A 21,240-nucleotide genomic window follows, 5' to 3' on the forward strand; every position below is an offset into this window, starting at 1 on the left:
CCGCATGTACCAGTTTGCTTATGCTGAAATTCAGTCCGACTCCGTGGCGGACGCCAAGGACCGCGAGAAGCAAATTCTCTCGCGCTCCATCGACATGCTGATCGCTGCCAAGGACAAGGGCCCGCTCTCGATCGAGGCGGTGCATGCCATCCACTTCCTGAACCGTGTCTGGACCACGTTCATTGAGGACCTTGGAAGCGAGGACAACGGCCTGCCGCAGGAGCTGCGTGCCAACCTCATTTCCATCGGCCTGTGGCTGCTTCGCGAAGCCGAGGCGATCCGGCAGGGCAAATCCGACAATTTCGATGGGCTGATCGAGGTCTCTCAGATCATCCGTGATGGCATCCAATGAAGAACACCCTCAAGATCACCCTGAAGGCGAACGAGAAGATCTACGTCAACGGCGCGGTGATCCGCACCGACCGTAAGGTTTCGCTCGAATTCCTCAACGACGTCCATTTCCTGCTTGAGGGACATGTTCTGCAGCCGGACCAGGCAACAACGCCGCTACGCCAACTCTACTTCATCGTCCAGATGATCCTGATGAATCCGGACGGCGCTCCGGAGGCACGCGAAATGCTGCGCAAGTCGATGCCGCTGCTTCTCGCCTGCTTCTCCGACGAGCACATCCTGTCGACGCTCAAGCATATTGATCGCCTCGTCAACGAGGGTCACGTCTACGAAGCCCTGAAGGCAATTCGTGGTCTGTATGTGCTCGAAGCGGAGATCCTCAACCAGGCCGGCGCAAAGCAGCCAACCCTCCTCACAGCCGCGGAGTAGCGACGATGACAGTGTCTGCAGTCAGTTCCACGACGAGCGCAACCGCAACGTCGTCGGCCAGCGCCCTTAGCGCCCAGACGGTCGACTACCAGTCGTTCCTCAAGCTGCTCGTCGCCCAGATGAAGAACCAGGATCCGACGGCTCCGATGGAATCGACGGACTATGTCGCCCAGCTTGCGACGTTTTCGCAGGTCGAGCAGTCGATCCAGATGAACAACAAGCTGCAGTCGATGCTGCTGGGCAATACCCTGACGCAAGCCTCTGATCTGATCGGCCGCCACGTCGAAACCATGGACGGCAAGGCGAGCGGCATTGTAAAGCAGGTCGAAGTCTACTCCGACGGAACCGTTCTTGTCCTCGACAACGGCACCAAGGTTCCGATGGGCGCAAGCTTCACCGTCCGCGAGGCGACGGCTGCCGCTCCTGACGCTCCTGCAGGTTCCGATACGGACCAGTCCGAAGCATGAATGAGGCCGACGCTCTCGACATCGCGCAATTCGCCATCTGGACGGTTTTGACCGGATCCGGGCCGGCGGTTGCTGTGGCCATGTTCGTTGGCGTCGGTATCGCTTTCGTCCAGGCGCTGACGCAGATCCAGGAAATCACGCTCACCTTCGTCCCGAAGATCGTCGCGATCCTCCTGGCCGTCGCCTTCTCCGCACCCTTCATCGGCGCGCAGATTGCCTCCTTCACCAACGTGATGTTCCAGCGCATCGAAACCGGTTTCTGACCGGTTATCTGGCTGCTTCCCAGCACCGGCTTCCGGCATCACATCCTTCGCGCAAGCTTGACCTTCTAGTGTCCTGCAACGTGTGCGCTCCGTGCGCGCGAAAGATGGATGACGGCGGAAGTTCATGGCGCTTATCGATTCGGCTCCCCTGCCCCTGGCTCGCACTCACGGTCGTGACATTGCGCTCGCCATGGGCGTCATCACGATCCTTTCGATCCTCTTTCTTCCTATCCCGGCCTTCCTGATCGACTTCGGCCTTGCCCTGTCGCTGGCGGTATCGGTGCTGATCCTGATGGTCGCGCTGTGGATGCAGAAGCCGCTCGACTTCACCTCGTTCCCGACCGTCCTGCTGATCGTCACCATGCTGCGCCTGGCGCTGTCGATCGCGACCACCCGCGCGATCCTGTCCCACGGCAATGACGGTGTGAACGCCGCGGGTTACGTCATCGGCGGTTTCTCCAATCTCGTGATGGCCGGCGACTTCGTCATCGGCCTGATCGTGTTCATGATCCTGATCGTGGTGAACTTCATCGTGATCACCAAGGGCGCCACCCGTATCGCGGAAGTCGGCGCCCGTTTCACCCTCGACGCGATCCCCGGCAAGCAGATGTCCATCGATGCCGACCTTTCGGCCGGCATCATCGACGACAAGGAAGCGCAGAAGCGCCGTCGCGAACTGGAAGAGGAATCCTCCTTCTTCGGCGCGATGGACGGCGCGTCGAAGTTCGTGCGCGGCGATGCGATCGCCGGCCTCATCATTACCGCCATCAACATCATCGGCGGCATCGCGATCGGCTACACGCGCCACGGCATGGCGATGTCCGAATCCGCCGATGTCTTCGTCAAGCTGTCGGTCGGTGACGGTCTGGCGACTCAGATCCCGGCGCTGATCGTCTCGCTCTCCGCCGGCCTCGTCGTTTCCAAGGGCGGTACACGTGGTGCGACCGACGAGGCCGTGTTCGGTCAGCTCGGTGCCTACCCCCGCGCACTCTCGGTCGCCGCTGTGCTGATCGGCGCGCTTGGCCTGATGCCGGGCCTGCCGGCGATCCCGTTCTTCGCCCTGGCGCTGGCCATGGGCGCGGTTGCCTACTTCATTCCGCTTCAGCGGAAGAAGCAGGCTGAAGCTGCCGCTGCCGCCGAACGTCAGACGGCACAGGCAAAGGTCGAAGAGGAGAAGCAGTCGATCAAGGCGTCGCTGAAGACCCCGGAGATTGAGCTCCTCGTCGGCAAGCAGCTGTCCACGCGCCTTCTGACCTCCCAGCAGGAACTGGCGTTCCGCATGGGCAAGATGCGCAAGAAGTTCGCGACGCAGTACGGCTTCGTCGTGCCGGAGGTAAAGCTCACCGACGACTTCACGATCCCGCCGAAGGCCTACCAGATCAAGATCCACGGCACCGTGGTTGCCGAATACCACATGCGCGTCGGCGAGGTCATGGTCCTGCTCGGCAACGGTCCGCTGCCGCAGATCCCCGGCGAGGAAGTCCGGGAGCCGGCCTTCGGCATGCGCGCCTACTCGGTGTCGGAAGCCTTCGCTGAAGATCTGAAGCGCGAGCGCTACACCTTCGCCGACAACTTGTCGGTGCTGCTCACGCATCTGTCGGAAGTAATCCGCAACAACCTGCCGCAGCTCCTGTCCTACAAGGACATGAAGGCGCTGATCGAGCGGCAGGACCAGGAATACCGCAAGCTGATCGACGAGATCTGCACCTCGCACATTTCCTATCCGGGCCTGCAGGCCGTATTGAAGCTGCTGCTTGCCGAGCGCATCTCGATCCGCAACCTGCACCTCATCATCGAGGCGATCGCCGAGATTGCGCCGCATGTTCGCCGCACCGAGCAGATCGTCGAACATGTGCGCATCCGCATGGCGCAGCAGATTTGCGGCGACCTCACCGAAGGCGGCGTGCTAAAGGTCCTGCGTCTCGGCAATCGCTGGGACCTGGCATTCCATCAAGCCCTGAAGCGCGACCAGAAGGGCGAGATTCGCGAGTTCGACATCGACCCGCGCCTTCTCGAGGAGTTCGGCAACGAAATGACCAAGGCGGTGCGCCAGCATCTCGACGCCGGCGAGCGCTTTGTCCTCGTCACGGCACCGGATGCGCGGCCTTACGTCCGCATGATCGTCGAGCGCCTGTTCCCGACTCTGCCCGTCCTGTCTCACGTCGAGATCGCACGCGGCGTGGAGGTTCGCGTGCTCGGCTCGATCTCGTAAGGCGGGAGAATGCTGCCAAGCCTGCCGCTCGACGCTATCGCGTTCTCGGCCTTCCTCGCATTCTGCCGGATCGGGGCCTGCTTCATGCTGATGCCGGGCCTCTCCAGCGCGAGAGTTGCACCACACATACGGCTGTTCGCGGCTCTCGCGATTACTTGGGCCATGCTGGCGCATCTGTGGGACGCGATCCTGCCGCATACCGGCGGTCAGGCCTCGTCCAAGGTTCTGCTGGTGGGCTCCGAGCTGCTGATCGGCGCCACAATGGGCCTCGTAACCCGCTTCTATGTTCTCGCCCTGCAGTTTGCCGGGTCGGTCATCGCGAACGCGATAGGCCTCGGCGGCATTCCGGGCACGATTGTGGAAGAAGCCGAGCCGCAGCCGGCACTCGCGGCCATTATCACGCTCTGCGCCCTGATCGTGCTCTTCGCCTTCGACTTTCACCACGAGGTCGTGAAGGCGCTGATCATCTCCTACCAGGTCGCACCGGTTGGAAATCTGTTCGACGCCCAGGGCGCGCTGATCGATCTCACCGATACGCTTGCGCAATCCTTCTACCTGACGCTGCGCCTTGCGAGCCCCTTCATCGCCTACGCGATCCTTGCGAACCTGACGATCGGCCTCATCAACAAGCTGGCGCCGCACATCCCCGTATACTTCGTGTCCCTGCCCTTCACCGTCGCGGGCGGCCTCATCATGCTTTACTTCGGTATCGGCATCATGCTGTCGCTGTTTGCCGACGGCTTCCTGCCAACAACCTTGGGAGGTTGATGCCATGGAATCGCGTGCCGGCCGCTTGAAACGGCTCATCCGGCTGCAAAAGCAGATCAAGGGTCTCCACGAGACCCGCCACGCCCAGCATCTGACGGAAGCGCAGAAGGCAAGGCAGGACGCAGCGGAACTTCTGGATTCGCTGAACCGAGCGTCGCCGATGCCCGGCCTTTTCCCGGACATCTACAACCGCCGCATTGGTGCGGCGGTTGCCCGCGAAGAGCATGAAAAAGTGCTGGCACAGGAGGAAGCGAAGCTCGTTGCCGCTGCGACCGCCCGCACCAAGCGCGTCGAGGAAGCGTGGCGGGAGGCCGCCCAGTTGGAGGAACGTGAAGAAGAAGAGAAGGCGCGTCTCGAAATTATTGAGCGCAGCTTGGGTACCCCAAAGTAAGCCTGCCACAAGCTTGTCGCGCCATATTAGCGACATCAGATCAAGCGGGAGATAACCCTTGGCCGTTCCCTTGCAGAGCGATCTAGTGCTCGATGTCGTGCGTGCTGCCGATCCGGCTGCAGCCGACGCGGCGCGCGAGAAGCTCGCTGCACATGCGGCAGCACGGAATGCCGGAGCAGAGTTCAGCATCGCCGGGGCCGGCGACATCCAGTCCTCTGCGCCCGCCAGGAATCCCCGTTCTGATGCCTTCATGAAGTTCGAGGCCCTGGTGCTGCAGACATTCCTGCAGTCCATGCTGCCGAAGGATACGGAGTCGGTCTACGGCGAGGGACTGGCGGGCGAGATGTGGCACTCCATGATGGCCGAACAGCTCGCTAATCAACTCGCCGAGACCGGCGGCATCGGCATCGCCGAGCGCATCCTGAACAACTACTACAACAAGGATGACCAGCAGGGCGCATCCGCCGCTGAGACCACCAGCGAGACCGACACCGACATTCAGGCGCTGAAGTCGGCAGCCCTCCTCGATGAGATTCAGCGGACGATTGCGCAAGCGGTCAGCCAGGACCGTTCTGCAACTGCAACCGCCGAAATTTGAGCCCCCAACAATTTGAGTCAGATGAGAAAAGCTATATGCAGGACGCACCAGATTTCATGCGAACAGGAGCTCCCAGCGCTGAGGCTGGAGCTGCGCTCATGAACCTGTCTGCAATTTTGAGTCGCATCGAGGAAACGGTCGAAGCCGAAACCGCTGCCATCCGCACCGACATTCGCTTCGACATCAAGGGCTCGAATGCTCGCAAGAGCCGCTATCTCTACGAACTGAACAAGGCAATCTCGTCTCTTGGTGCCGCCACGTTGCAGGCGCAGCACTACGACGATATCAAGCGGCTGCGCGAAAAGCTCGCCCTCAACGAGCGCGCCATCCTCGCCCACCTCAATGCGGTGAACGAGGTTGCCGAACTGATGCAGGATGCCATTCAGCGCGCCGAGGCTGACGGCACCTACTCCGCAAGCGAATTCGGCCACATGGCATCGACTCAATGATCAAACTGATGGCGGCCGCACTGTGGATCAGCATCGCCACGACGGGCGCGCTGATCTTCTCCTTCCAGTCGGCTACGAAGGATGACACGGAAGAAGAGGCCCAGGCGACCGCGTTCGCCGGCCTGGACTACGTGCGGACCGGCATCATCTCGGTACCCATCTTCGAGAACGGCAAGGTTCACGGTTACTTCCTTGCCCGCCTCGTCTACACCGCCGAGGGGAAGAGGCTGGCACAGCTGAAGCTGCCGGCCGAGGCGCTGCTTAGCGACCTCGTCTACACGCACCTCTACGGCCATCCGGAAATCGACTTCACCTCGCGCAAGAACTTCGACGTCGACAGCTTCCGCGAGACGCTGCGCGCAGGTCTCAATGAGAGGATCGGCGAAGATCTGATCCGAGAGATTCTGGTCGAACAGATCGACTATCTGCCCAAGGACCAGGTCGGCACCAGTCAAACCAAGACGGCGGCGTCAGAAGCACCTCGTTAGTGCGGCACACTTGACGATTACTGTTGATCGGCCACCAGTTGTGATAGCGGTGAAACACAGCATGTGGGAGCCGCGATTCGGGCGGGCGTAGCTTCCGATCTGCAGACGCATAGTCGAGGTGCCGGAGACACATGACGAGCGCAGAAAGCAGTCCACCTTCCGACAGCCAATCCGACGAGGCGGAGGCATTACGCAAGCTGTCGGTTCCCGATATTGAGGACATCATCGGCTACAAGCTGCGCCTCGCGCAGCTGCTCGTATTCCAGGACTTCCTGGAGACATTTTCCGAGCTGCGGCTCCGCCCCGCTGAATTTTCCGTTCTCGTGCTGATCGCCCGCTCACCGGGCCTCAAGCAGACTGAAGTCGCCGAGCGGCTCGGCATCAAGCGCGCCAATTTCGTTGCGCTGATGGACGGACTGGAACGCCGCGGCCTCGCGGAGCGGCGCAAGTCGGCCAACGACAAGCGCTCTCATTCGCTGCATCTGACGCCGGAAGGCCATCGGTTCGCGGAGAGGATGCTCGCCATCTGGAAGACACACGAGCAGCGTTTCGTTGACCGCCTCGGCGGCAGGGAAGCCCGCGACAAGCTCATAGAGCTTCTTGATCGTCTGCTCGATACCGAACACAAGTCCACATCTTCACGTTGACGTAAACGTCAATTACTTGTTATGTGTTCCCATCGTTCAATTGGGAGGCCGGAAGGCCCGGATGGGAGTACACGATGAGCCTTGATGCTATTGCAGAGAAGATCCGCGAAAAGGTTTCCGGCTCCGGCTTCAGCAAGTCGGTGAAGTTCGATCTCGGCAGCGACGGCGTGATCGTCATCGACGGTCAGAACGTCACCACCACTGATGCTGATGCCGACTGCACGATCACCATCTCGAAGGACAATTTTGAGGACCTGATCGCGGGCGAACTGAACCCGACGATGGCTTTCATGACCGGTAAGATCAAGGTCGCTGGCGACATGTCGATCGCCATGCAGCTGAGCCAGGTGATCTGATCCAGGAATTTTTCGGGAAAGGCGGCCAACCGGCCGCTTTTTTACTTGAGCTCCCCTTTCACGGCACACGCGAAGGTCGTAAGTGACCCAGCGTAAATTTCTTTTGGGGAGCATCTAATGCGTTTTCTGAGGTACCTGCCGGCTCTTGCGGCGCTGGCAATTCTGCCGACTTCGGCGATGGCTGAGGACATGGTGTTCAAGCTGATCAACAAGAGCAGCTTTGTCATCACCGAGCTCTATGCGTCGCCGTCGAACGTCAAGAGCTGGGAGGAGGACATCCTCGGCACGGACGTCCTCGGATCGGGCGAGACCGTCAACGTGACCATCGCCGACGGCCGCCGCGCCTGCGAGTACGACCTGCGCATCGTGTTCGACGATGGCGACGCTATCGAGGACACCACCGACCTTTGCGAGACGGCATCCTACACCGTCACCGACTGATCGTCGGACAGTTTTGGAAGTCAGGCAGCCCGCGCCTCGTGCGCGGGCTTTGCTTTTCTGCCAGAGGCGCGCAGCACGCCGCGCGCACCGTCAAGCGCACCAGCACGCAGCTCGAGCGCGAGGAAACGGTGACGCTCATAAGGTCCAGGCATCGACAGTTTGCCGGTGCGATCCGCGCTGAAGCCGAAGCGCGCGTAATAAGGCGCATCGCCGACCAGCAGGATCGCGCCGTGGCCAAGCCGCGCAGCCTCCGCAATCGCGTGCTGCATCAGAGCCGAGCCGATGCCCGCGCCCTTCAGCGACGGATCGACCGCAAGCGGTCCGAGCAGCAGCGCCGCCGGTCCGCCCTCGCCTGCCTGAACGTTCCAGAGGCGCACGGTGCCGACCAGCATGCCATTCTCGTCCTTCGCAGAGAAGGCGAGGCCCTCAGCCGGCAGCCGGCCGCGGCGCAACTTTTCCGACGACTTGCGCTTGCGCATGCGCCCCATCGCGCGGTCGAGCAGCGCCTCGCGCGCGGCAACATCCTGCGCGCTTTCGGCAGCGATCGCGATAGAGGGAACGGAGATGACGGCAGCCTGCGTGGACATCTTTCAGCGTCCTTGAAGAATAGGCCTGATTTCAGGGTGAGCTTCGCCAGGCGGATGGCCCGCCTGGCGCTTGTTCGGATCGCCTGAAAGCCCTGCGTCAGATGACGTAGGCGCGCAGCGGCTCGAACCCGTTGAACGCGACCGCCGAGTAGGTCGTCGTGTAGGCGCCGGTGCCGGCGATCAGCACCTCGTCACCGATGCTCAGCGACAGCGGCAGCGGATACGGGGTCTTCTCGTACAGAACGTCCGCCGAGTCGCAGGTCGGGCCGGCGAGGATGCAGGGCGCGGTCGCATCGCCGTCGTGCGGCGTTGCAATCGGGTAGCGGATCGCCYCGTCCATCGTCTCGGCGAGACCGCCGAACTTGCCGATGTCGAGGTAGACCCAGCGCACGTTGTCGTTGTCAGCCTTTTTGGAGATCAGCACGACTTCCGACTTGATGACGCCGGCATTGCCCACCATGCCGCGGCCCGGCTCGATGATCGTCTCCGGCAGACGATTGCCGAAGTGACGCGACAGCGCCTCGAAGATCGCCTCGCCGTAGGCCGAAGCCGCCGGCACATCGCGCAGGTAGCGGGTCGGGAAGCCGCCGCCCATGTTGACCATGCGCAGGACGATGCCCTCGTTCGCGAGCGTGTCGAACACCATCTTGGCGTCGCCGAGCGCGCGGTCCCAGGCGTCCAGGTTGGTCTGCTGCGAGCCAACGTGGAACGACACGCCGTAGGCGTCGAGGCCGAGGGAGCGCGCATGACGCAGCACATCGACGGCCATCGCCGGGACGCAGCCGAACTTGCGCGACAGCGGCCACTCGGCACCTTCGCCATCGGTGAGGACGCGGCAGAAGACGCGGCTGCCCGGAGCAGCGCGCGCGATCTTCTCGACCTCCTCGACGGAGTCGACGGCGAACAGGCGAATGCCGAGTTCGTAGGCGCGCGCGACGTCGCGCTCCTTCTTGATGGTGTTGCCGTAGCTGATGCGGTCAGCGGTCGCGCCGGCGTCGAGCGCCATCTCGATCTCGTTGACCGATGCGGTGTCGAAGCAGGAGCCGAGCGAAGCCAGCAGGCGCAGGATCTCCGGCGCCGGGTTGGCCTTCACGGCGTAGTAGATCTTAGAATAGGGCAGCGCGCGCTCGAAGGCGCGGTAGTTCTCCTGGACCACGTCGAGGTCGACAACAAGGCACGGACCAGCCGGTCGTCGGGTGGCAAGGAAGTCGAGGATACGCTGGGTTGCCATCGTGGTTCTCCGCATCGAGCAAGCTGCAGGATGTTCCGGCCCTCAGACCATGGTCCTGCACGGACAAAGGAACGCGTTGGGTGAATCGAGGTTCGGCCGGTGGAGGACACCGAACCTGAGACGCTTCACGCGCGGCTATGAACCTGCGCCTTGCGGCGAAGATTCGTTCTTTTGTCTGCCTTGGCTTGGAGAACCCTCCGCACTGCCGGCAATGAAGGTGTGCCTCTTCAGTAACCCCGGTCTATGGACAACCGGCAAGCACCAGAAAGGCCCGCACCGTCGTTGCTTCAAGGTGTCCTCGGATCAGCGGTTGGCCGTCTGACCGACTGGAGTGGTTGGCTCCAGGTACCTTACCGATTTCCCTCACCAAACGAGGTTACGGCGGACACCCACAGGCACGTGCGACTTTGGGCAAGCGGGCATATAGGGAAATCGCTTTTCACAATCAATGGCTAATTCACGTCTCTCACAGCTTCGCGCAAGGGTGAGTCCCGCCTGCAACAGTTACCATTTCCTAAGGCCGCCCTTGATCTGCCGCGCCAAATGAACAAAGCTTCGCGCCTCGTTCCAGTTTGGACGATTTGCGGGAGTTATATGGACACGCTGACACGCATGCGTGCCTTCGTCGATGTGGTGGAGGCAGAGGGATTTTCGGCGGCCGCGCGCAAGATCGGGCGTTCGAAGGCATTGCTGTCAAAGTATGTCCGTGAGCTGGAGGACGAGCTTGGCGCCCTGCTGCTCAACCGCACCACACGCCAGTTCTCGCTCACCGAAGCCGGCCACATCTACTACAAGCGCGCGTCCGAGCTGATCCAGGAGATCGACAGCCTGGCCGAGAGCGTGCGCAACTCGGCGGGCGACGTGCGCGGCCGCATCAAGCTGACTGCACCTCGGACCTTCTCCGACGCACCTATCGGCCAGTCGCTGATCGACTTTGCGAAGGAACATCCGGACATTGTCCTCGACATCCAGCTCGACGACCGCTTCGTCGACCTCGTTGAGGAAGGTTTCGACGTCGCCATCCGCATCACGCGGCTCGAAGATTCGTCGATGATCGCGCGCCGGCTGGCGCCGTTTTCGCTGAAGATTTGCGGTTCGCCCGATCTCATCAAACGCGTTGGCAGGCCCGAAAAGCCGCAGGACCTCGTCAAGCTGCCCTGCCTTGTCGACACCAACGGCCGCTGGCTGGCGAATTGGCCATTCATGCGCGAGAATGGTGAGCTCTTCTCGGTTCCGGTATCAGGTCCTATCGAGGTCAACAGCCCATTGACCACACGAGCTGCCGCAATCTCCGGGCTGGGCTTTGCGCCCCTGCCCGACTTCATCGCCAAACCGGCGCTTGCGAGCGGTGAACTTGTCTCGGTGCTCGATGAATGGACACCGCGTGGCGGCGGCATCTTTGCCGTCTATCCGCATCGGCGCTACCTGCCGGCCAAGATCCGGGTGTTCGTCGATTACCTCGCGCAATGGTTCAAGCAGCATGAGGGTTGAGCTCGCAGGTCCCAATTTCGCCGGGTTTCTGACGATGCTGGCGCAAGATCCAAAAGGAACGGAACGGACGTGAAGACGACACGGTCAATCATTTCGGCCGCGGCCGCCCTGCTCCTGGCGACCACGCCTAATGCCCTGTCCCATCCTCACGTATTTGCCGAAGCGAATCTCGAAGTGGCGCTCACTGGCGATGGCGCGGTCGAGGCACTGCGCCATGTCTGGCGCTTCGATGACCTGTTCTCCTCGACCGTCCTGTTGGAATTCGACAAGAATTCCGATCTGACCCTCGACGACGACGAACTCGAAGAGGTCGGCAAGGTCATCCACGAATCGCTTGCCGAGTTCGACTATTTCCAGTTCGTCGAAAACGCGGGAAAAGCGGTGAAGATGACACCGCCGGAGGCGATCCTCGCCAACTACCAGGACAACCAGCTGATCGTCTTCTTTGAATCGAAGCCCGTCGAGAAGCTGGCCCTGCAAGGCACGCTCTCCTTCGGTGTCTATGACCCGACCTTCTACACGGCGATCGATTTTTCAGAAGACGACAACATGTCCGTTGCCCCTCTGCCGGCGAGCTGCAAGAAGACGGTGGTCCGCCCTGATCCCGACGAGGCGATCGCGATGAACCAGGACAAGCTCACGGAAGCGTTCTTCGAGGACCCGTCCAGCAACGACATGTCGAAGCTGTTCGCCACCCGCCTTGAACTGACCTGCTCATAAGGGAATTGCGAGCCTCATGCAGAAGCCCGCGACGCGCGCCGCCTTCCTCCTGATCGCCGCCACCGGCCTGCTTGCCACGCTCGTCTCGGCCGGCCATTCGCAAAGCTCGCTCGGCATCGGCTCGAACGAGGCGACGCTACCCGCGACCGGCATGTTCGCGGGGCTGCTCAACTGGATCAACGTCCACCAACAGAACTTTTATCGCTCGCTGACCGGCGCGCTGCGCTCGATGCGTGATGGCGGCGGCGGGGCATGGCTGCTTGTCGGCCTCTCCTTTGCCTACGGCGTCTTCCATGCCGCGGGGCCCGGCCACGGCAAGGCGGTGATCTCCTCCTACATGCTGGCGAACGAGGTGGCGTTGCGGCGCGGCATCCTGCTGTCGTTCCTGTCGGCGCTGCTGCAGTCACTGACGGCGATCATCATCATGGCGGCCGTGTTCCTGATCCTGCGCGGCACGTCGGTATCGATGACCGACGCGACGCGCTTCCTGGAAGTTGCTTCCTACGTGCTGGTGACGGCGTTCGGCGCCTGGTTGCTGTGGCAGAAGGCATGGCCGCGCCTGCGCGCCCTGTTCGTGGGCCAGCCTGCGCACAGCCTCTCGGCGGCAAGCCACCACGAGCATCACCACCATCACGATCATCACGCCTGCAGCCATGGTCATCATCACCATGACCATGCGCACGATCATCACCAACATCATGGCCATCACCATCATGACGATGTCTGCCCAAGCTGCGGCCACTCGCACGCGCCGGATCCGAAACTCATCGGCGGCGAACGCTTCGACTGGAAGACGGCATGGACGGCGATCATTGCGGTGGGCCTGCGCCCCTGCACCGGCGCACTGATCGTCCTGTCCTTTGCCTTCCTCAACGGGCTTTATGTGGCGGGCGTGCTGTCAGTGCTCGCGATGGGCCTTGGCACGGCGATCACCGTGTCGGTCCTCGCGATCCTTGCGGTGACCGCCAAGAACTGGGCGGTCGCAGTTGCAGGCGATGGCCGCACCGGCAATCGCGTCCATGCGGCGATCGAGATCGCCGGCGCTGCCTTCGTCTTCCTGCTGGGTGTAATGCTGCTGTCCGCAAGTCTGACGGCCTGACCGCCGCTCAGCGCTGGAAAGTCATGCCGAGATAGACGCTTGTCTCGTCGTAGTCTCGGCCAGGCAAATTGCTGCGCTGGACCTCATGCCGCGCGCGGCCGGTGATTCCGGCATAGCGGTTCAGCCACCAGGTCAGACCCGCCTCGCCCCACAGTACCGTGTCACGCGCATCCGAAGCCGCGTAGTCGCGGTATTCGAGCCCGACGGCCGCGCGGCCGGTCAGGTTCGAACGCAGCTGATGATTCACCTCTACGCTGCCCGTATAGAGCAGCGAACCGGTCTCGCCCGCACTGGTCGTGCCTTCGACTTCGGTTGCGGCGTTAAGGTCGACCCTCGTGCCGCGGACCGGCGACCACGACAGCCGGCCAGCAGTGACAAAGCCTGAAATGGAGGCGAGCCGGTCGTCATCTGGCCGCTCTGTCAGCCAGCCACCTGAAATCTCGCCGGTCAGCTTTTCACGCAGGTCCAGTTCGACACCTGTACGCAGAGCGTAACGGTCGGCCGAGCGCTCGTAGCCCGCGCTGTCGCGCGTCTCGTCATAGAAGCGCCGGCCGGCCTCGGCCTCAATGAACGGCCGGATCGCCGGAAAAATCTCATAGCCCAGCCGCAGCTTGGCCGTCGCCAGTGTCGAATCACGCTCCGCCTGTGAGACGACCGACCCGTCGTCGAGCTTCGCGTCGCCATAGAAATTGCGGGAAACGTCGCCCGTCAGCCCGAAGCGGAAGCGCGCGATGTCGCGCGTCACGCCCACGATCCCCGTCAGCGTGTGGCGCAGCGGCCGGTCAGCAACGCCGGCGACCAGCGACGGCGACGACGCAGACTCCTCGCGCACGCGATAGCCGGCACCGGCTACCGCGTTGATGTCGCCGCCGAGATCCAGCCGCAGCTCACCATTGATGCCGCCTTCCGGCTCATCGATCTTCTTGCCCGAGATGGACTTGCGCCAGTTGAGGCCGGCATCGACGGTCGCGCTGTGCCGCGACCAGTCGGAGATGGCATTGAGGCGCAGCGCCGTCTCGGAGTAGGTCGAGCTCTTGCCGTCCTCTGACGAATTGGCGTTCGACGTCCAGCCGATACCCTGATCGAGCCGCGGCCGCACGGTAAAGGTTCCCAGGCGAAGGCCAACCGGGTCGAACGGGTTCTCTTCCGGCCCAGCGCCTCTGCCCTCGATCGCGCCAGTGCGGATCGCATCGGCTGCCGCGCGCTGGTTGCGTTCCGGATCCTCGGAGGTAGCGGTGGGCGTACGCGTGGCGGCGGATACCTCACCCCCCCCCCCCCCCCCCGCCGCTGCTGGCGACTTTGTCGCGGCCGGGCCTCTTCCTCGTCACCGAATGGCGATTGAGAGGCTGCACCGCCCAATAGCTCATTGTTGATGTCTTCCTCGGCGACGGCTCCGCGCAGTGTCGGCAGGTCCTGCGCGGCAGCGGGCACGCAGGCGAACGCGACACCGGCCGCTATCGTCAGTGCAGCCGCCCGCAAGCCTGTCCTGTCACAAGGAGTTGGTGCCATCGTCGCCCGGTCATGTGGCGCACCCCGCGCCGAAGCTTTACCGGACCGTAAACAGCGATGGTTAATGGAGAATTGATGCGTGCGGCGACGCACGCTCAACGCAGCGTTGGACATCCTTTTGCGGAGGCGTTAAGCGCATTTCATGCGCAGAAACACTCTTTCGACCCCGATCGATCGCAAGGCCGCCGCCCAGTCCGCCATCCGCACCGTGAACACGGAAGCAGAAGGCCTGGCTGCGCTGGCAAGTGCCCTTAACAACGGCCTTGCCGAGCCCTTCGCGGAAGCGGTCGAACTCATCAGCAAGATCACCGGCCGCCTGATCGTCACCGGCGTTGGAAAGAGCGGACACATCGGCTCGAAGATCGCGGCGACCATGGCCTCGACCGGCACGCCAGCCTTCTTCGTCCACCCGGCCGAAGCCAACCACGGCGACCTCGGTATGATCGACCTCGATGATGCGATCCTCGCCATCTCCTGGTCGGGCGAGACGGCGGAGCTGAAGGGCATTGTCACCTATGCGCGCCGCTTCAACATTCCGATCATCGCCATCACTTCGGGCGTCGACTCCACACTCGGCCGCGAGTCGACCGTTCTGCTGGCACTGCCGAAGACGGCGGAAGCCTGCCCGCACGGCCTGGCACCGACGACCTCGACCGCGATGCAACTGGTGCTGGGCGATGCGCTGGCGATCGCGCTGCTCGAAGCGCGCGGCTTCACTCCTGACCAGTTCCGCACCTTCCATCCCGGCGGCAAGCTCGGCGCGAGCCTCGTCAAGGTCAGCGAGATCATGCATGTCGGCGACAGCCTGCCGCTGGTAAAGTCCGGCACGCTGATGATTGAAGCTGTCTCGGAAATTTCGGGCAAGGGCTTCGGCTGCGTCGGCATCGTCTCTGAAGACGGCCGCCTGACCGGCATCATCACCGACGGTGACCTTCGCCGTCACCTCGGCCCGAACCTGCTAACGCAGACGGTCGACGAGGTGATGACCCGCAATCCTAAGCGCGTCGACCGGGACACGCTGGCCGGCAAGGCGCTGCAGCTGGTGAATTCGTCGTCGATCACGACCGTTTTCGTCGTCGAAGAMRACAAGCCGATCGGCCTTGTCCATCTGCACGACCTGTTGCGAATTGGCGCGGCCTAGGCCGCCTCGACCCTGAGCTCTCCGTTTTCCGCGGCAACGACGCGCACGCGCGTTCCCTCTGCCATGTCCTCACCAGTGACACGCCAGAGCGTATCGCCGATGCGCACCCGGCCGCGGCCGTTGACGATCGGCTCCGTCAGCGTCGCAAGCCGGCCGACGAGCTGGCGGTCGCGCTGGTTGAGAAGCGGCTGGTCGGTATCATCGGCGCCGGTGGCCGGAAACAGCCGACGCCCGATCAGCACTGAAGCGAGCGACAGGATCAGGAAGGCCAGCACCTGCATCTGCCAGCCCCAGAAAGCAAAGTCCCAGAGCTGGAACGAGAGCAGCCCGGTGAGGATCGCGGCGACGCCGAACCAGAGCAGGTAGACGCCGGGCGACATCACCTCAAGCGCGAGCAGCGCGACGCCAATCACCATCCAGCTCCACGGCCCTATGTCGCTGAACCACTGCGCGATCATGTGAACCTCCCCCGCGCGGCTTGCCGCCTTATTGACCCTGCTCGGGATTGACCACTGGCGGCCGGGCAGCCGGTCGCGTCACCTGCGGTCGCTGCGCGGCCGGCGCGTCATTGCTGAACAGTTCCTTGGCGATCTGGCCGATGCCGCCGAGAGAGCCGATCAGCGACGAGGCCTCCAGCGGCATCAGCACGATCTTGCTGTTTGGTGCCGTGCCGATCTGCGCCATCGCCTCGGTGTATTTCTGCGCGATGAAGTAGTTCAGCGCCTGCATGTCGCCCTTGGCGATCGCTTCCGAAACCATCTGAGTTGCGCGGGCTTCCGCCTCGGCGGCGCGCTCACGCGCCTCGGCGTCGCGGAACGCAGCTTCGCGCCGGCCTTCGGCCTCGAGAATCTGCGCCTGCTTGCGGCCCTCGGCAACGAGGATTTCGGCGCGACGGTCGCGTTCGGCCATCATCTGGCGGGCCATAGAGTCGACCAGGTTCTTCGGCGGGTTGATGTCCTTGATCTCGACGCGAGTGATCTTGATGCCCCAGGCCTGCGCCGCATCATCGACGATGTGCAGCAGCCGGTCGTTGATCGCATCGCGGTTGGAAAGCAGCTCGTCGAGGTCCATCGAGCCCATGACCGAGCGAATGTTGGTCATGGTGAGGTTCAGGATCGCGTTCTGCAGCCCCGCCACCTGATACGCAGCCTGCGCCGCGTTCAGCACCTGATAGAAGGCCACGCCATCCACCGACACCGTCGCATTGTCCTTCGTGATGACTTCCTGGGTCGGAACGTCGAGCACCTGCTCCATCATGTTCATCCGCGCACCGATGCGGTCGATGAACGGGACGATGATGTTGAGGCCTGGCGTCAGCGTCTTCGTGTACCGGCCGAAGCGCTCGACGGTGTAGTTGTAACCCTGCGGGACGGTCTTGATGCCCGCAAAAATGACGAGCAGGACGAGAACGACCAGCACCGGAACAAGAACGTCGAAACCCGAAAACGGCATCAATACCTCCAATCGCCAGACCAGCATCAGGCGGTCATGACCCGTCACGGGCCCCGCGATCAGATGTAAGGCCGTTTTCGCCGCGTTACAATCAGAAGGCGAGAGCCGTCAGATCCAGCCCTGCAGCTCGCGCCGCACCAGCGTCTCGATCACTTCCATGCCTTCCGGCGTATCGTTCAGGCACGGAATGTGCGTGAACTTTTCACCGCCGGCATGCATGAAGACCTCGCGCACCTCACCGTCGATCTCTTCCAGCGTCTCGATGCAGTCCGCCGAGAAGCCCGGATTGACAATGGCAATGCGCTTCACGCCTTCGCTCGCCAGCTTCTCCACCGTCTTGTCGGTGTAGGGCTTGATCCACTCGGCCTTGCCGAACAGCGACTGGAAGGTCGTGATCATCTGCTTGTCCGAAAGCTTCAGGCGCTCGCGCAGCAGGCGCGTCGTCTTCAGGCAGTGGCAGTGATAGGGATCGCCCTTCTCGAAGTAGCTCTTCGGAATGCCGTGGTAGGAGGTGATGATGACCTCCGGCTCGAAATCGATCTTGGCGAGGTGGTTCTCGATCGAGCGGGCTAGCGCCTCGATATAGACCGGCTCGTCAAAGTAGGGCGGCACCGAGCGCGCGGTCGGCATGTGCCGGATCTTCATCAGCGCGCGGTAGAGCTGGTCGTTGGCCGTCGCGGTCGTCGTTGCCGAGAACTGCGGATAGAGAGGGAACATGACGATCCGGTCGCAGCCCTGCTTCATCAGGTTGTCGACGGCGCTGCGGATCGAGGGAGTGCCATAGCGCATGCCCCAGTCCACGACGATGCGATCGTCGTCCTTGAACGCCTCGGCGAGCTTTTCGGCCTGCGCGCGGCTGATCGTGCGCAGCGGCGACTCGTTGCGTTCCTTGTTCCAGATCGACTCGTAGTTCTTCCCGGCCTTCTGCGGGCGCGTGGTCAGCACGATGCCGTAAAGGATCGSCAGSCATACCGCGCGCGGCGCCTCGATGATGCGCGGATCCGACAGAAATTCGCGCAGGTAACGGCGCACCGACCAGTAGTCGGTTCCGTCCGGCGTTCCGAGATTACTGAGAAGGACGCCGATCCTGCCCTGGCGAACGGGCGGATGGCCTTCCGGCAGCGGTCCTGTCGTGCGTGTCCTGTCGTCGGCCGGTGCCGCGAGAGAGTTCATCTGCGTTCTCCTAGCAAGTCGCCGGAAACTAGGCCGATCCTTGCTCAATGCAAGGGTGCAGCTTGCCACACCTTAGAGACATTCCAAAGAATCTGCACCCGCGGCTGCCGCCCGCCCTGCGCCAGATCAACGACTTACTGGAGCCCTGCGATTCCGGAATGGCAGAAGTGCGCCGAGCTCTTACGCGGCGTAGTCCCGCTCGTCGGATATCACCTTGCCATCGTTCGGCAGGGAGCCCGGATCGACGGGTCTCACCTTGCCGCCCAGCTTGGTCACGTCACGCAGCGTAGCCTCCACCGCCGACGCATCGACATTCGCACCCTCGCCGGGTTCGACCAGAAAAGTCATGACATCGCGCGCCCCCTCGCGCCCGACGACCAGCCTGCCACGCTTGAGCTCGGGATGACGTGCCAGCACCTCGGCGATCTGCTTCGGGTCGACGAACATGCCCTTGACCTTGGTGCGCTGGTCGGCGCGGCCCATCCAGCCCTTGATCCTCATGCCGGTGCGCCCGCACGGCGAGCGACCCGGCAGCACAGCCGAAAGGTCGCCGGTCGAAAGCCGCACCAGCGGATAGGCCGGGTTGAGGCTGGTCACGACCAGCTCGCCCACCTCGCCCTCCGGCACCGGATCGCCGGTGCCCGGGCGGACGATCTCGACGATCAGGTTCTCGTTGACGATCATGCCGGGGTTCGGCGAGCCGTCTTCGGCCGCGCTTTCATAAGCGATGACGCCGAACTCGGCAGTTGCATAACACTGATAAACCCGCACGCCGCGCTCGAAATATTCGGAGCGCAGAGACGGGAACAGCGCTCCACCGCTGACGAGGCCGATCTTGAACGAAGACAGGTCCTTGCCGGTCTCGGCGGCGCGGTCGAGCAAAACCTTCAGGAAGTCCGGTGTGCCGCAGTAGACGGTCGGCTTCAGCGCCGCAGCTGCCTCGACCTGCATGTCGGTGTTGCCGGTGCCTGCCGGAAAGACCGCGCAACCCAGCGCCCGCGCGCCGTGATCCATCATGAAGGCGCCAGGCGTCATGTGGTAGGAGAAGGAATTGTGGACGATGTCCCCTGCCCGCACACCAACCGCATAGAAAGCGCGCGCTGCCTGCGCCGGATCGTCGGCAAGCCCCTGCGGCTCCCAGATTGGGCCGGGCGACATGAAGATGCGCCCGCCGCGCAGTTGCTCGGGATTGGCGAACCCGGCAAAGGGCGGCGCCTTTGCCTGGAATTCCATCAGGTCCGATTTGTGCAGGATGGGCAGACGCTGCAGCGCCTCGCGCGACGTCAGGCTGGCAGGATCAACACCCTTGAGCCACTCTGCCAGCCCCGGCGCATATTTGATCGCCGAGGCAACAAACTGCGGAAGACGTGCAAAGAGATCGGCCTCGCGCGCCTCTTGCGGGCGTCGCTCTGCCTCGTCGTAACTGGCCGCCATTGTTCCTCCCTGGCCTCCGGCACCTGTCAGGGCACTATCGCAGCGGCCCTGCAGCGGAGGCAAGGGGGAGCCAGGCCGGTTCTCAGGAAATTCCGCTAGACTGGCGGATCAACTGAAACTGCGAGCCGCTCGTAGCCGTGCAGTTCAGCATCGTCTGCGTTGCCAATCTGCAGTTCACGAGGGTCGTCCCACCTCGAACCAGCGAATTCACGGTGATGGAGACGGTATCCGCGTCCGTCTGCGTGTAATTACCGTCAGCGAGTTTATTTCCGGTATCGGTCGCAATGGTTTCAAAACGACCTCCCGAGAAGCGCGAAATCGCCACACCATCCGTGCTGATCCATTCGCCTTCAAAGCCGCTGCCCGGCATCGTCGACGGACCAGCCGGCCCGCCACGCATGGGGGGAGGCCCGGCGCTCTGGCAAGCCGCCAGCGCCACCGCCATTGCCGCTGCGGCGGTAACGCGAATCATTCCCGCATTCATCATCCCGATTGTCCTCTCCTCGGTACGATTAACTCGTCCTTCGCCGTTTTTGCAGGCGAACGCAAGGCAGCGTAGAAAGCGCCCCGGTTGATAACGTTCAGGATGCAAGATCGTTGCAGTCTTGCAACGCAGGAATAAGTTGGCTCAGGCTTCCGCCATCTTCCTGAGTTCCGCAACCAGCCTGTCCCTGTCGGCGGTGAAGCCCTTGTAGTCGAGCTGCGCTTCGCCGAGCGCCATCAGCTGCTCGGCAAAGCCCGCGGCGATTCGCGCCCGCTCGGGATGCGCCTGCAGCCGGGTCATCGGGTCGAGGTAGATGCGGATCGTGAACAGGATGTCGCCGGTCTTGGGCAGCTTGCGCAGCGTCTGCCGCTCGACGCGGATGAAGAGCGATGCGGCGAGATCCTCGTCGGTGAACCGCGACGGCCGGTTGGCCGCGCGCTCATCACGCTCCATGTCCGACAGCGGATGGTAGAGCTCAGAGTTGAGCTGCAGCGACCAGTTCATCCGCTCGACAGGCAGCTCGACCGCGAGCTTGTCGAAGATGCGCTCGATCACCGTCGCGTTGCGCGTACCAGTGCCGAAGCCGGGAACAGGCGTGTGGATCTTGTCGATCGGCTTGCGGAACTTTTCGTCGAGCCGCCAGGATGATGGAAAGCACAGCGCCGCTGCCGCCAACCGCCAGCCATCATCGCCACGGCGCATGATGACCAGGTCCTCCTGCACGAGGAGCGAAGCAGCCTTCAGCGGGTTGACGCCTTCAAGTTCCACCCGTCTGCCGAGTTCGGGCAGCACGATCGCGCTGCCGTCGCGCTGGTACGTCTGCGGAAATTTCGCCAGCAGGTGCTCGACAAGCAGATCGAGAACTTCTGCCTGCGCCTCTTCGGTTCCTTCCTCGGCGGCGAAGATCTTGTCCGGGATGGTGTCGTAGAGCCTGTTCTTTTCGGAAAGATACGGCCCGAGGAGGTCGTCGATTTCGATCCAGGTATCGAGTTCCAGCGGCTTCAGTCCGATCCTGAAAAGAGGGCCCGAACCGTCATAGGGCGTGTACGCGAGCGTCAT

At 62.8% G+C, this 21,240-nt stretch carries 26 protein-coding genes; 17 read left to right on the top strand and 9 right to left on the bottom strand.

What is annotated here, in order from left to right:
- Positions 1-4 precede the first annotated feature (4 nt).
- The 13 genes from flaF (at position 5) to L610_RS19320 (ending at position 7,860) form a co-directional block, all read left to right on the top strand.
- Positions 5-352, top strand: coding sequence for a flagellar biosynthesis regulator FlaF (gene flaF, locus L610_RS19260; protein ID WP_024847936.1), 348 nt, complete (start codon positions 5-7; stop codon positions 350-352).
- Positions 349-780, top strand: coding sequence for a flagellar biosynthesis repressor FlbT (flbT, locus tag L610_RS19265; RefSeq protein WP_034329804.1), 432 nt, complete (start codon positions 349-351; stop codon positions 778-780). Before flaF ends, flbT begins: the two co-directional genes overlap by 4 nt.
- A 5-nt stretch (positions 781-785) precedes the next feature.
- The gene (gene flgD / locus L610_RS19270; RefSeq protein ID WP_144706972.1) at positions 786-1,247 is read left to right on the top strand and encodes a flagellar hook assembly protein FlgD; all 462 of its coding nucleotides are present in this window, start codon (positions 786-788) and stop codon (positions 1,245-1,247) included.
- Complete coding sequence (fliQ, locus tag L610_RS19275; RefSeq protein WP_024847934.1) at positions 1,244-1,510, top strand: flagellar biosynthesis protein FliQ; 267 nt, start codon at positions 1,244-1,246, stop codon at positions 1,508-1,510. Before flgD ends, fliQ begins: the two co-directional genes overlap by 4 nt.
- 124 nt (positions 1,511-1,634) lie before the next feature.
- A complete protein-coding gene (gene flhA, locus L610_RS19280; protein ID WP_024847933.1) occupies positions 1,635-3,722 on the top strand; it encodes a flagellar biosynthesis protein FlhA in 2,088 nt (695 codons plus the stop codon).
- Between the two features lie 9 nt (positions 3,723-3,731).
- The gene (gene fliR, locus L610_RS19285; protein WP_034329802.1) at positions 3,732-4,490 is read left to right on the top strand and encodes a flagellar biosynthetic protein FliR; all 759 of its coding nucleotides are present in this window, start codon (positions 3,732-3,734) and stop codon (positions 4,488-4,490) included.
- Between the two features lie 4 nt (positions 4,491-4,494).
- Positions 4,495-4,881, top strand: coding sequence for a hypothetical protein (locus L610_RS19290; protein WP_024847931.1), 387 nt, complete (start codon positions 4,495-4,497; stop codon positions 4,879-4,881).
- Positions 4,882-4,939: 58 nt separating this feature from the next.
- Complete coding sequence (locus L610_RS19295; protein ID WP_024847930.1) at positions 4,940-5,479, top strand: rod-binding protein; 540 nt, start codon at positions 4,940-4,942, stop codon at positions 5,477-5,479.
- Between the two features lie 98 nt (positions 5,480-5,577).
- A complete protein-coding gene (locus tag L610_RS19300; protein ID WP_245263696.1) occupies positions 5,578-5,928 on the top strand; it encodes a hypothetical protein in 351 nt (116 codons plus the stop codon).
- An 8-nt stretch (positions 5,929-5,936) separates the two neighbouring features.
- Positions 5,937-6,416, top strand: a complete 480-nt coding sequence (locus tag L610_RS19305; protein ID WP_144706974.1) for a hypothetical protein — start codon at positions 5,937-5,939, stop codon at positions 6,414-6,416.
- 131 nt (positions 6,417-6,547) lie between these two features.
- Positions 6,548-7,063 (top strand): MarR family winged helix-turn-helix transcriptional regulator, encoded by a 516-nt coding sequence (locus L610_RS19310; RefSeq protein ID WP_024847927.1) that lies wholly within the window; start codon positions 6,548-6,550, stop codon positions 7,061-7,063.
- Positions 7,064-7,137: 74 nt separating this feature from the next.
- Complete coding sequence (locus L610_RS19315) at positions 7,138-7,419, top strand: SCP2 sterol-binding domain-containing protein (RefSeq protein WP_024847926.1); 282 nt, start codon at positions 7,138-7,140, stop codon at positions 7,417-7,419.
- A 117-nt stretch (positions 7,420-7,536) separates the two neighbouring features.
- Positions 7,537-7,860, top strand: a complete 324-nt coding sequence (locus L610_RS19320; RefSeq protein ID WP_024847925.1) for a hypothetical protein — start codon at positions 7,537-7,539, stop codon at positions 7,858-7,860.
- A 20-nt stretch (positions 7,861-7,880) separates the two neighbouring features.
- Here the strand turns inward: L610_RS19320 and L610_RS19325 are convergent, their stop codons facing one another.
- A complete protein-coding gene (locus L610_RS19325; RefSeq protein WP_024847924.1) occupies positions 7,881-8,447 on the bottom strand; it encodes a GNAT family N-acetyltransferase in 567 nt (188 codons plus the stop codon).
- 97 nt (positions 8,448-8,544) lie between these two features.
- Positions 8,545-9,678 (bottom strand): ornithine/lysine decarboxylase, encoded by a 1,134-nt coding sequence (odc2, locus tag L610_RS19330; RefSeq protein WP_144706976.1) that lies wholly within the window; start codon positions 9,676-9,678, stop codon positions 8,545-8,547.
- Between the two features lie 594 nt (positions 9,679-10,272).
- Here odc2 and L610_RS19335 point away from each other — a divergent pair.
- From L610_RS19335 to L610_RS19345, 3 genes are all read left to right on the top strand, one after another.
- A complete protein-coding gene (locus L610_RS19335; protein WP_024847922.1) occupies positions 10,273-11,169 on the top strand; it encodes a LysR family transcriptional regulator in 897 nt (298 codons plus the stop codon).
- A 69-nt stretch (positions 11,170-11,238) separates the two neighbouring features.
- The gene (locus L610_RS19340) at positions 11,239-11,889 is read left to right on the top strand and encodes a DUF1007 family protein (RefSeq protein WP_024847921.1); all 651 of its coding nucleotides are present in this window, start codon (positions 11,239-11,241) and stop codon (positions 11,887-11,889) included.
- Between the two features lie 16 nt (positions 11,890-11,905).
- On the top strand, positions 11,906-12,988 hold the full coding sequence (locus L610_RS19345) for a nickel/cobalt transporter (protein WP_024847920.1): 1,083 nt from the start codon (positions 11,906-11,908) through the stop codon (positions 12,986-12,988).
- A gap of 7 nt (positions 12,989-12,995) precedes the next feature.
- On the opposite strand, the gene L610_RS19350 is transcribed toward L610_RS19345, so the two are convergent.
- On the bottom strand, positions 12,996-14,087 hold the full coding sequence (locus L610_RS19350; protein WP_186441626.1) for an outer membrane beta-barrel protein: 1,092 nt from the start codon (positions 14,085-14,087) through the stop codon (positions 12,996-12,998).
- Between the two features lie 552 nt (positions 14,088-14,639).
- Between L610_RS19350 and L610_RS19355 the strand changes: the two genes are divergently transcribed.
- Positions 14,640-15,638, top strand: coding sequence for an SIS domain-containing protein (locus L610_RS19355; RefSeq protein WP_144706980.1), 999 nt, complete (start codon positions 14,640-14,642; stop codon positions 15,636-15,638).
- Here the strand turns inward: L610_RS19355 and L610_RS19360 are convergent.
- The 6 genes from L610_RS19360 to L610_RS19385 all read right to left on the bottom strand — a co-directional run bounded on the left by L610_RS19360 (position 15,635) and on the right by L610_RS19385 (position 21,240).
- Positions 15,635-16,096 carry an NfeD family protein gene (locus tag L610_RS19360; protein ID WP_144706982.1) on the bottom strand — a complete coding sequence of 154 codons (462 nt, stop codon included), beginning with the start codon at positions 16,094-16,096 and terminating at the stop codon, positions 15,635-15,637. The two genes, L610_RS19355 and L610_RS19360, sit on opposite strands and share 4 nt — an antisense overlap.
- Before the next feature lie 28 nt (positions 16,097-16,124).
- Positions 16,125-17,090 (bottom strand): SPFH domain-containing protein, encoded by a 966-nt coding sequence (locus L610_RS19365; RefSeq protein ID WP_024847916.1) that lies wholly within the window; start codon positions 17,088-17,090, stop codon positions 16,125-16,127.
- 108 nt (positions 17,091-17,198) lie between these two features.
- A complete protein-coding gene (gene hemH, locus L610_RS19370) occupies positions 17,199-18,263 on the bottom strand; it encodes a ferrochelatase (protein WP_144706984.1) in 1,065 nt (354 codons plus the stop codon).
- A gap of 180 nt (positions 18,264-18,443) precedes the next feature.
- Positions 18,444-19,697 (bottom strand): phenylacetate--CoA ligase family protein, encoded by a 1,254-nt coding sequence (locus L610_RS19375; protein WP_024847914.1) that lies wholly within the window; start codon positions 19,695-19,697, stop codon positions 18,444-18,446.
- Between the two features lie 82 nt (positions 19,698-19,779).
- Positions 19,780-20,184: a hypothetical protein gene (locus L610_RS19380; protein WP_051473160.1), complete on the bottom strand. Its 405-nt coding sequence runs from the start codon at positions 20,182-20,184 to the stop codon at positions 19,780-19,782.
- 141 nt (positions 20,185-20,325) lie between these two features.
- The gene (locus tag L610_RS19385) at positions 20,326-21,240 is read right to left on the bottom strand and encodes a DUF3445 domain-containing protein (RefSeq protein WP_144706986.1); all 915 of its coding nucleotides are present in this window, start codon (positions 21,238-21,240) and stop codon (positions 20,326-20,328) included.

This window comes from Aminobacter sp. J44 (assembly GCF_007829415.1).
Classification (GTDB): domain Bacteria; phylum Pseudomonadota; class Alphaproteobacteria; order Rhizobiales; family Rhizobiaceae; genus Aerobium.

Bases quoted from the DNA above. Each gene is read 5' to 3' on its own strand.
- flaF (WP_024847936.1), top strand. From the start codon at position 5: ATGTACCAGTTTGCTTATGCTGAAATTCAGTCCGACTCCGTGGCGGAC.
- flbT (WP_034329804.1), top strand. From the start codon at position 349: ATGAAGAACACCCTCAAGATCACCCTGAAGGCGAACGAGAAGATCTAC.
- flgD (WP_144706972.1), top strand. From the start codon at position 786: ATGACAGTGTCTGCAGTCAGTTCCACGACGAGCGCAACCGCAACGTCG.
- fliQ (WP_024847934.1), top strand. From the start codon at position 1,244: ATGAATGAGGCCGACGCTCTCGACATCGCGCAATTCGCCATCTGGACG.
- flhA (WP_024847933.1), top strand. From the start codon at position 1,635: ATGGCGCTTATCGATTCGGCTCCCCTGCCCCTGGCTCGCACTCACGGT.
- fliR (WP_034329802.1), top strand. From the start codon at position 3,732: ATGCTGCCAAGCCTGCCGCTCGACGCTATCGCGTTCTCGGCCTTCCTC.
- L610_RS19290 (WP_024847931.1), top strand. From the start codon at position 4,495: ATGGAATCGCGTGCCGGCCGCTTGAAACGGCTCATCCGGCTGCAAAAG.
- L610_RS19300 (WP_245263696.1), top strand. From the start codon at position 5,578: ATGAACCTGTCTGCAATTTTGAGTCGCATCGAGGAAACGGTCGAAGCC.
- L610_RS19305 (WP_144706974.1), top strand. From the start codon at position 5,937: ATGGCGGCCGCACTGTGGATCAGCATCGCCACGACGGGCGCGCTGATC.
- L610_RS19310 (WP_024847927.1), top strand. From the start codon at position 6,548: ATGACGAGCGCAGAAAGCAGTCCACCTTCCGACAGCCAATCCGACGAG.
- L610_RS19315 (WP_024847926.1), top strand. From the start codon at position 7,138: ATGAGCCTTGATGCTATTGCAGAGAAGATCCGCGAAAAGGTTTCCGGC.
- L610_RS19320 (WP_024847925.1), top strand. From the start codon at position 7,537: ATGCGTTTTCTGAGGTACCTGCCGGCTCTTGCGGCGCTGGCAATTCTG.
- L610_RS19325 (WP_024847924.1), bottom strand. From the start codon at position 8,447: ATGTCCACGCAGGCTGCCGTCATCTCCGTTCCCTCTATCGCGATCGCT.
- L610_RS19335 (WP_024847922.1), top strand. From the start codon at position 10,273: ATGGACACGCTGACACGCATGCGTGCCTTCGTCGATGTGGTGGAGGCA.
- L610_RS19345 (WP_024847920.1), top strand. From the start codon at position 11,906: ATGCAGAAGCCCGCGACGCGCGCCGCCTTCCTCCTGATCGCCGCCACC.
- L610_RS19360 (WP_144706982.1), bottom strand. From the start codon at position 16,096: ATGATCGCGCAGTGGTTCAGCGACATAGGGCCGTGGAGCTGGATGGTG.
- L610_RS19365 (WP_024847916.1), bottom strand. From the start codon at position 17,090: ATGCCGTTTTCGGGTTTCGACGTTCTTGTTCCGGTGCTGGTCGTTCTC.
- L610_RS19375 (WP_024847914.1), bottom strand. From the start codon at position 19,697: ATGGCGGCCAGTTACGACGAGGCAGAGCGACGCCCGCAAGAGGCGCGC.
- L610_RS19380 (WP_051473160.1), bottom strand. From the start codon at position 20,184: ATGATGAATGCGGGAATGATTCGCGTTACCGCCGCAGCGGCAATGGCG.
- L610_RS19385 (WP_144706986.1), bottom strand. From the start codon at position 21,240: ATGACGCTCGCGTACACGCCCTATGACGGTTCGGGCCCTCTTTTCAGG.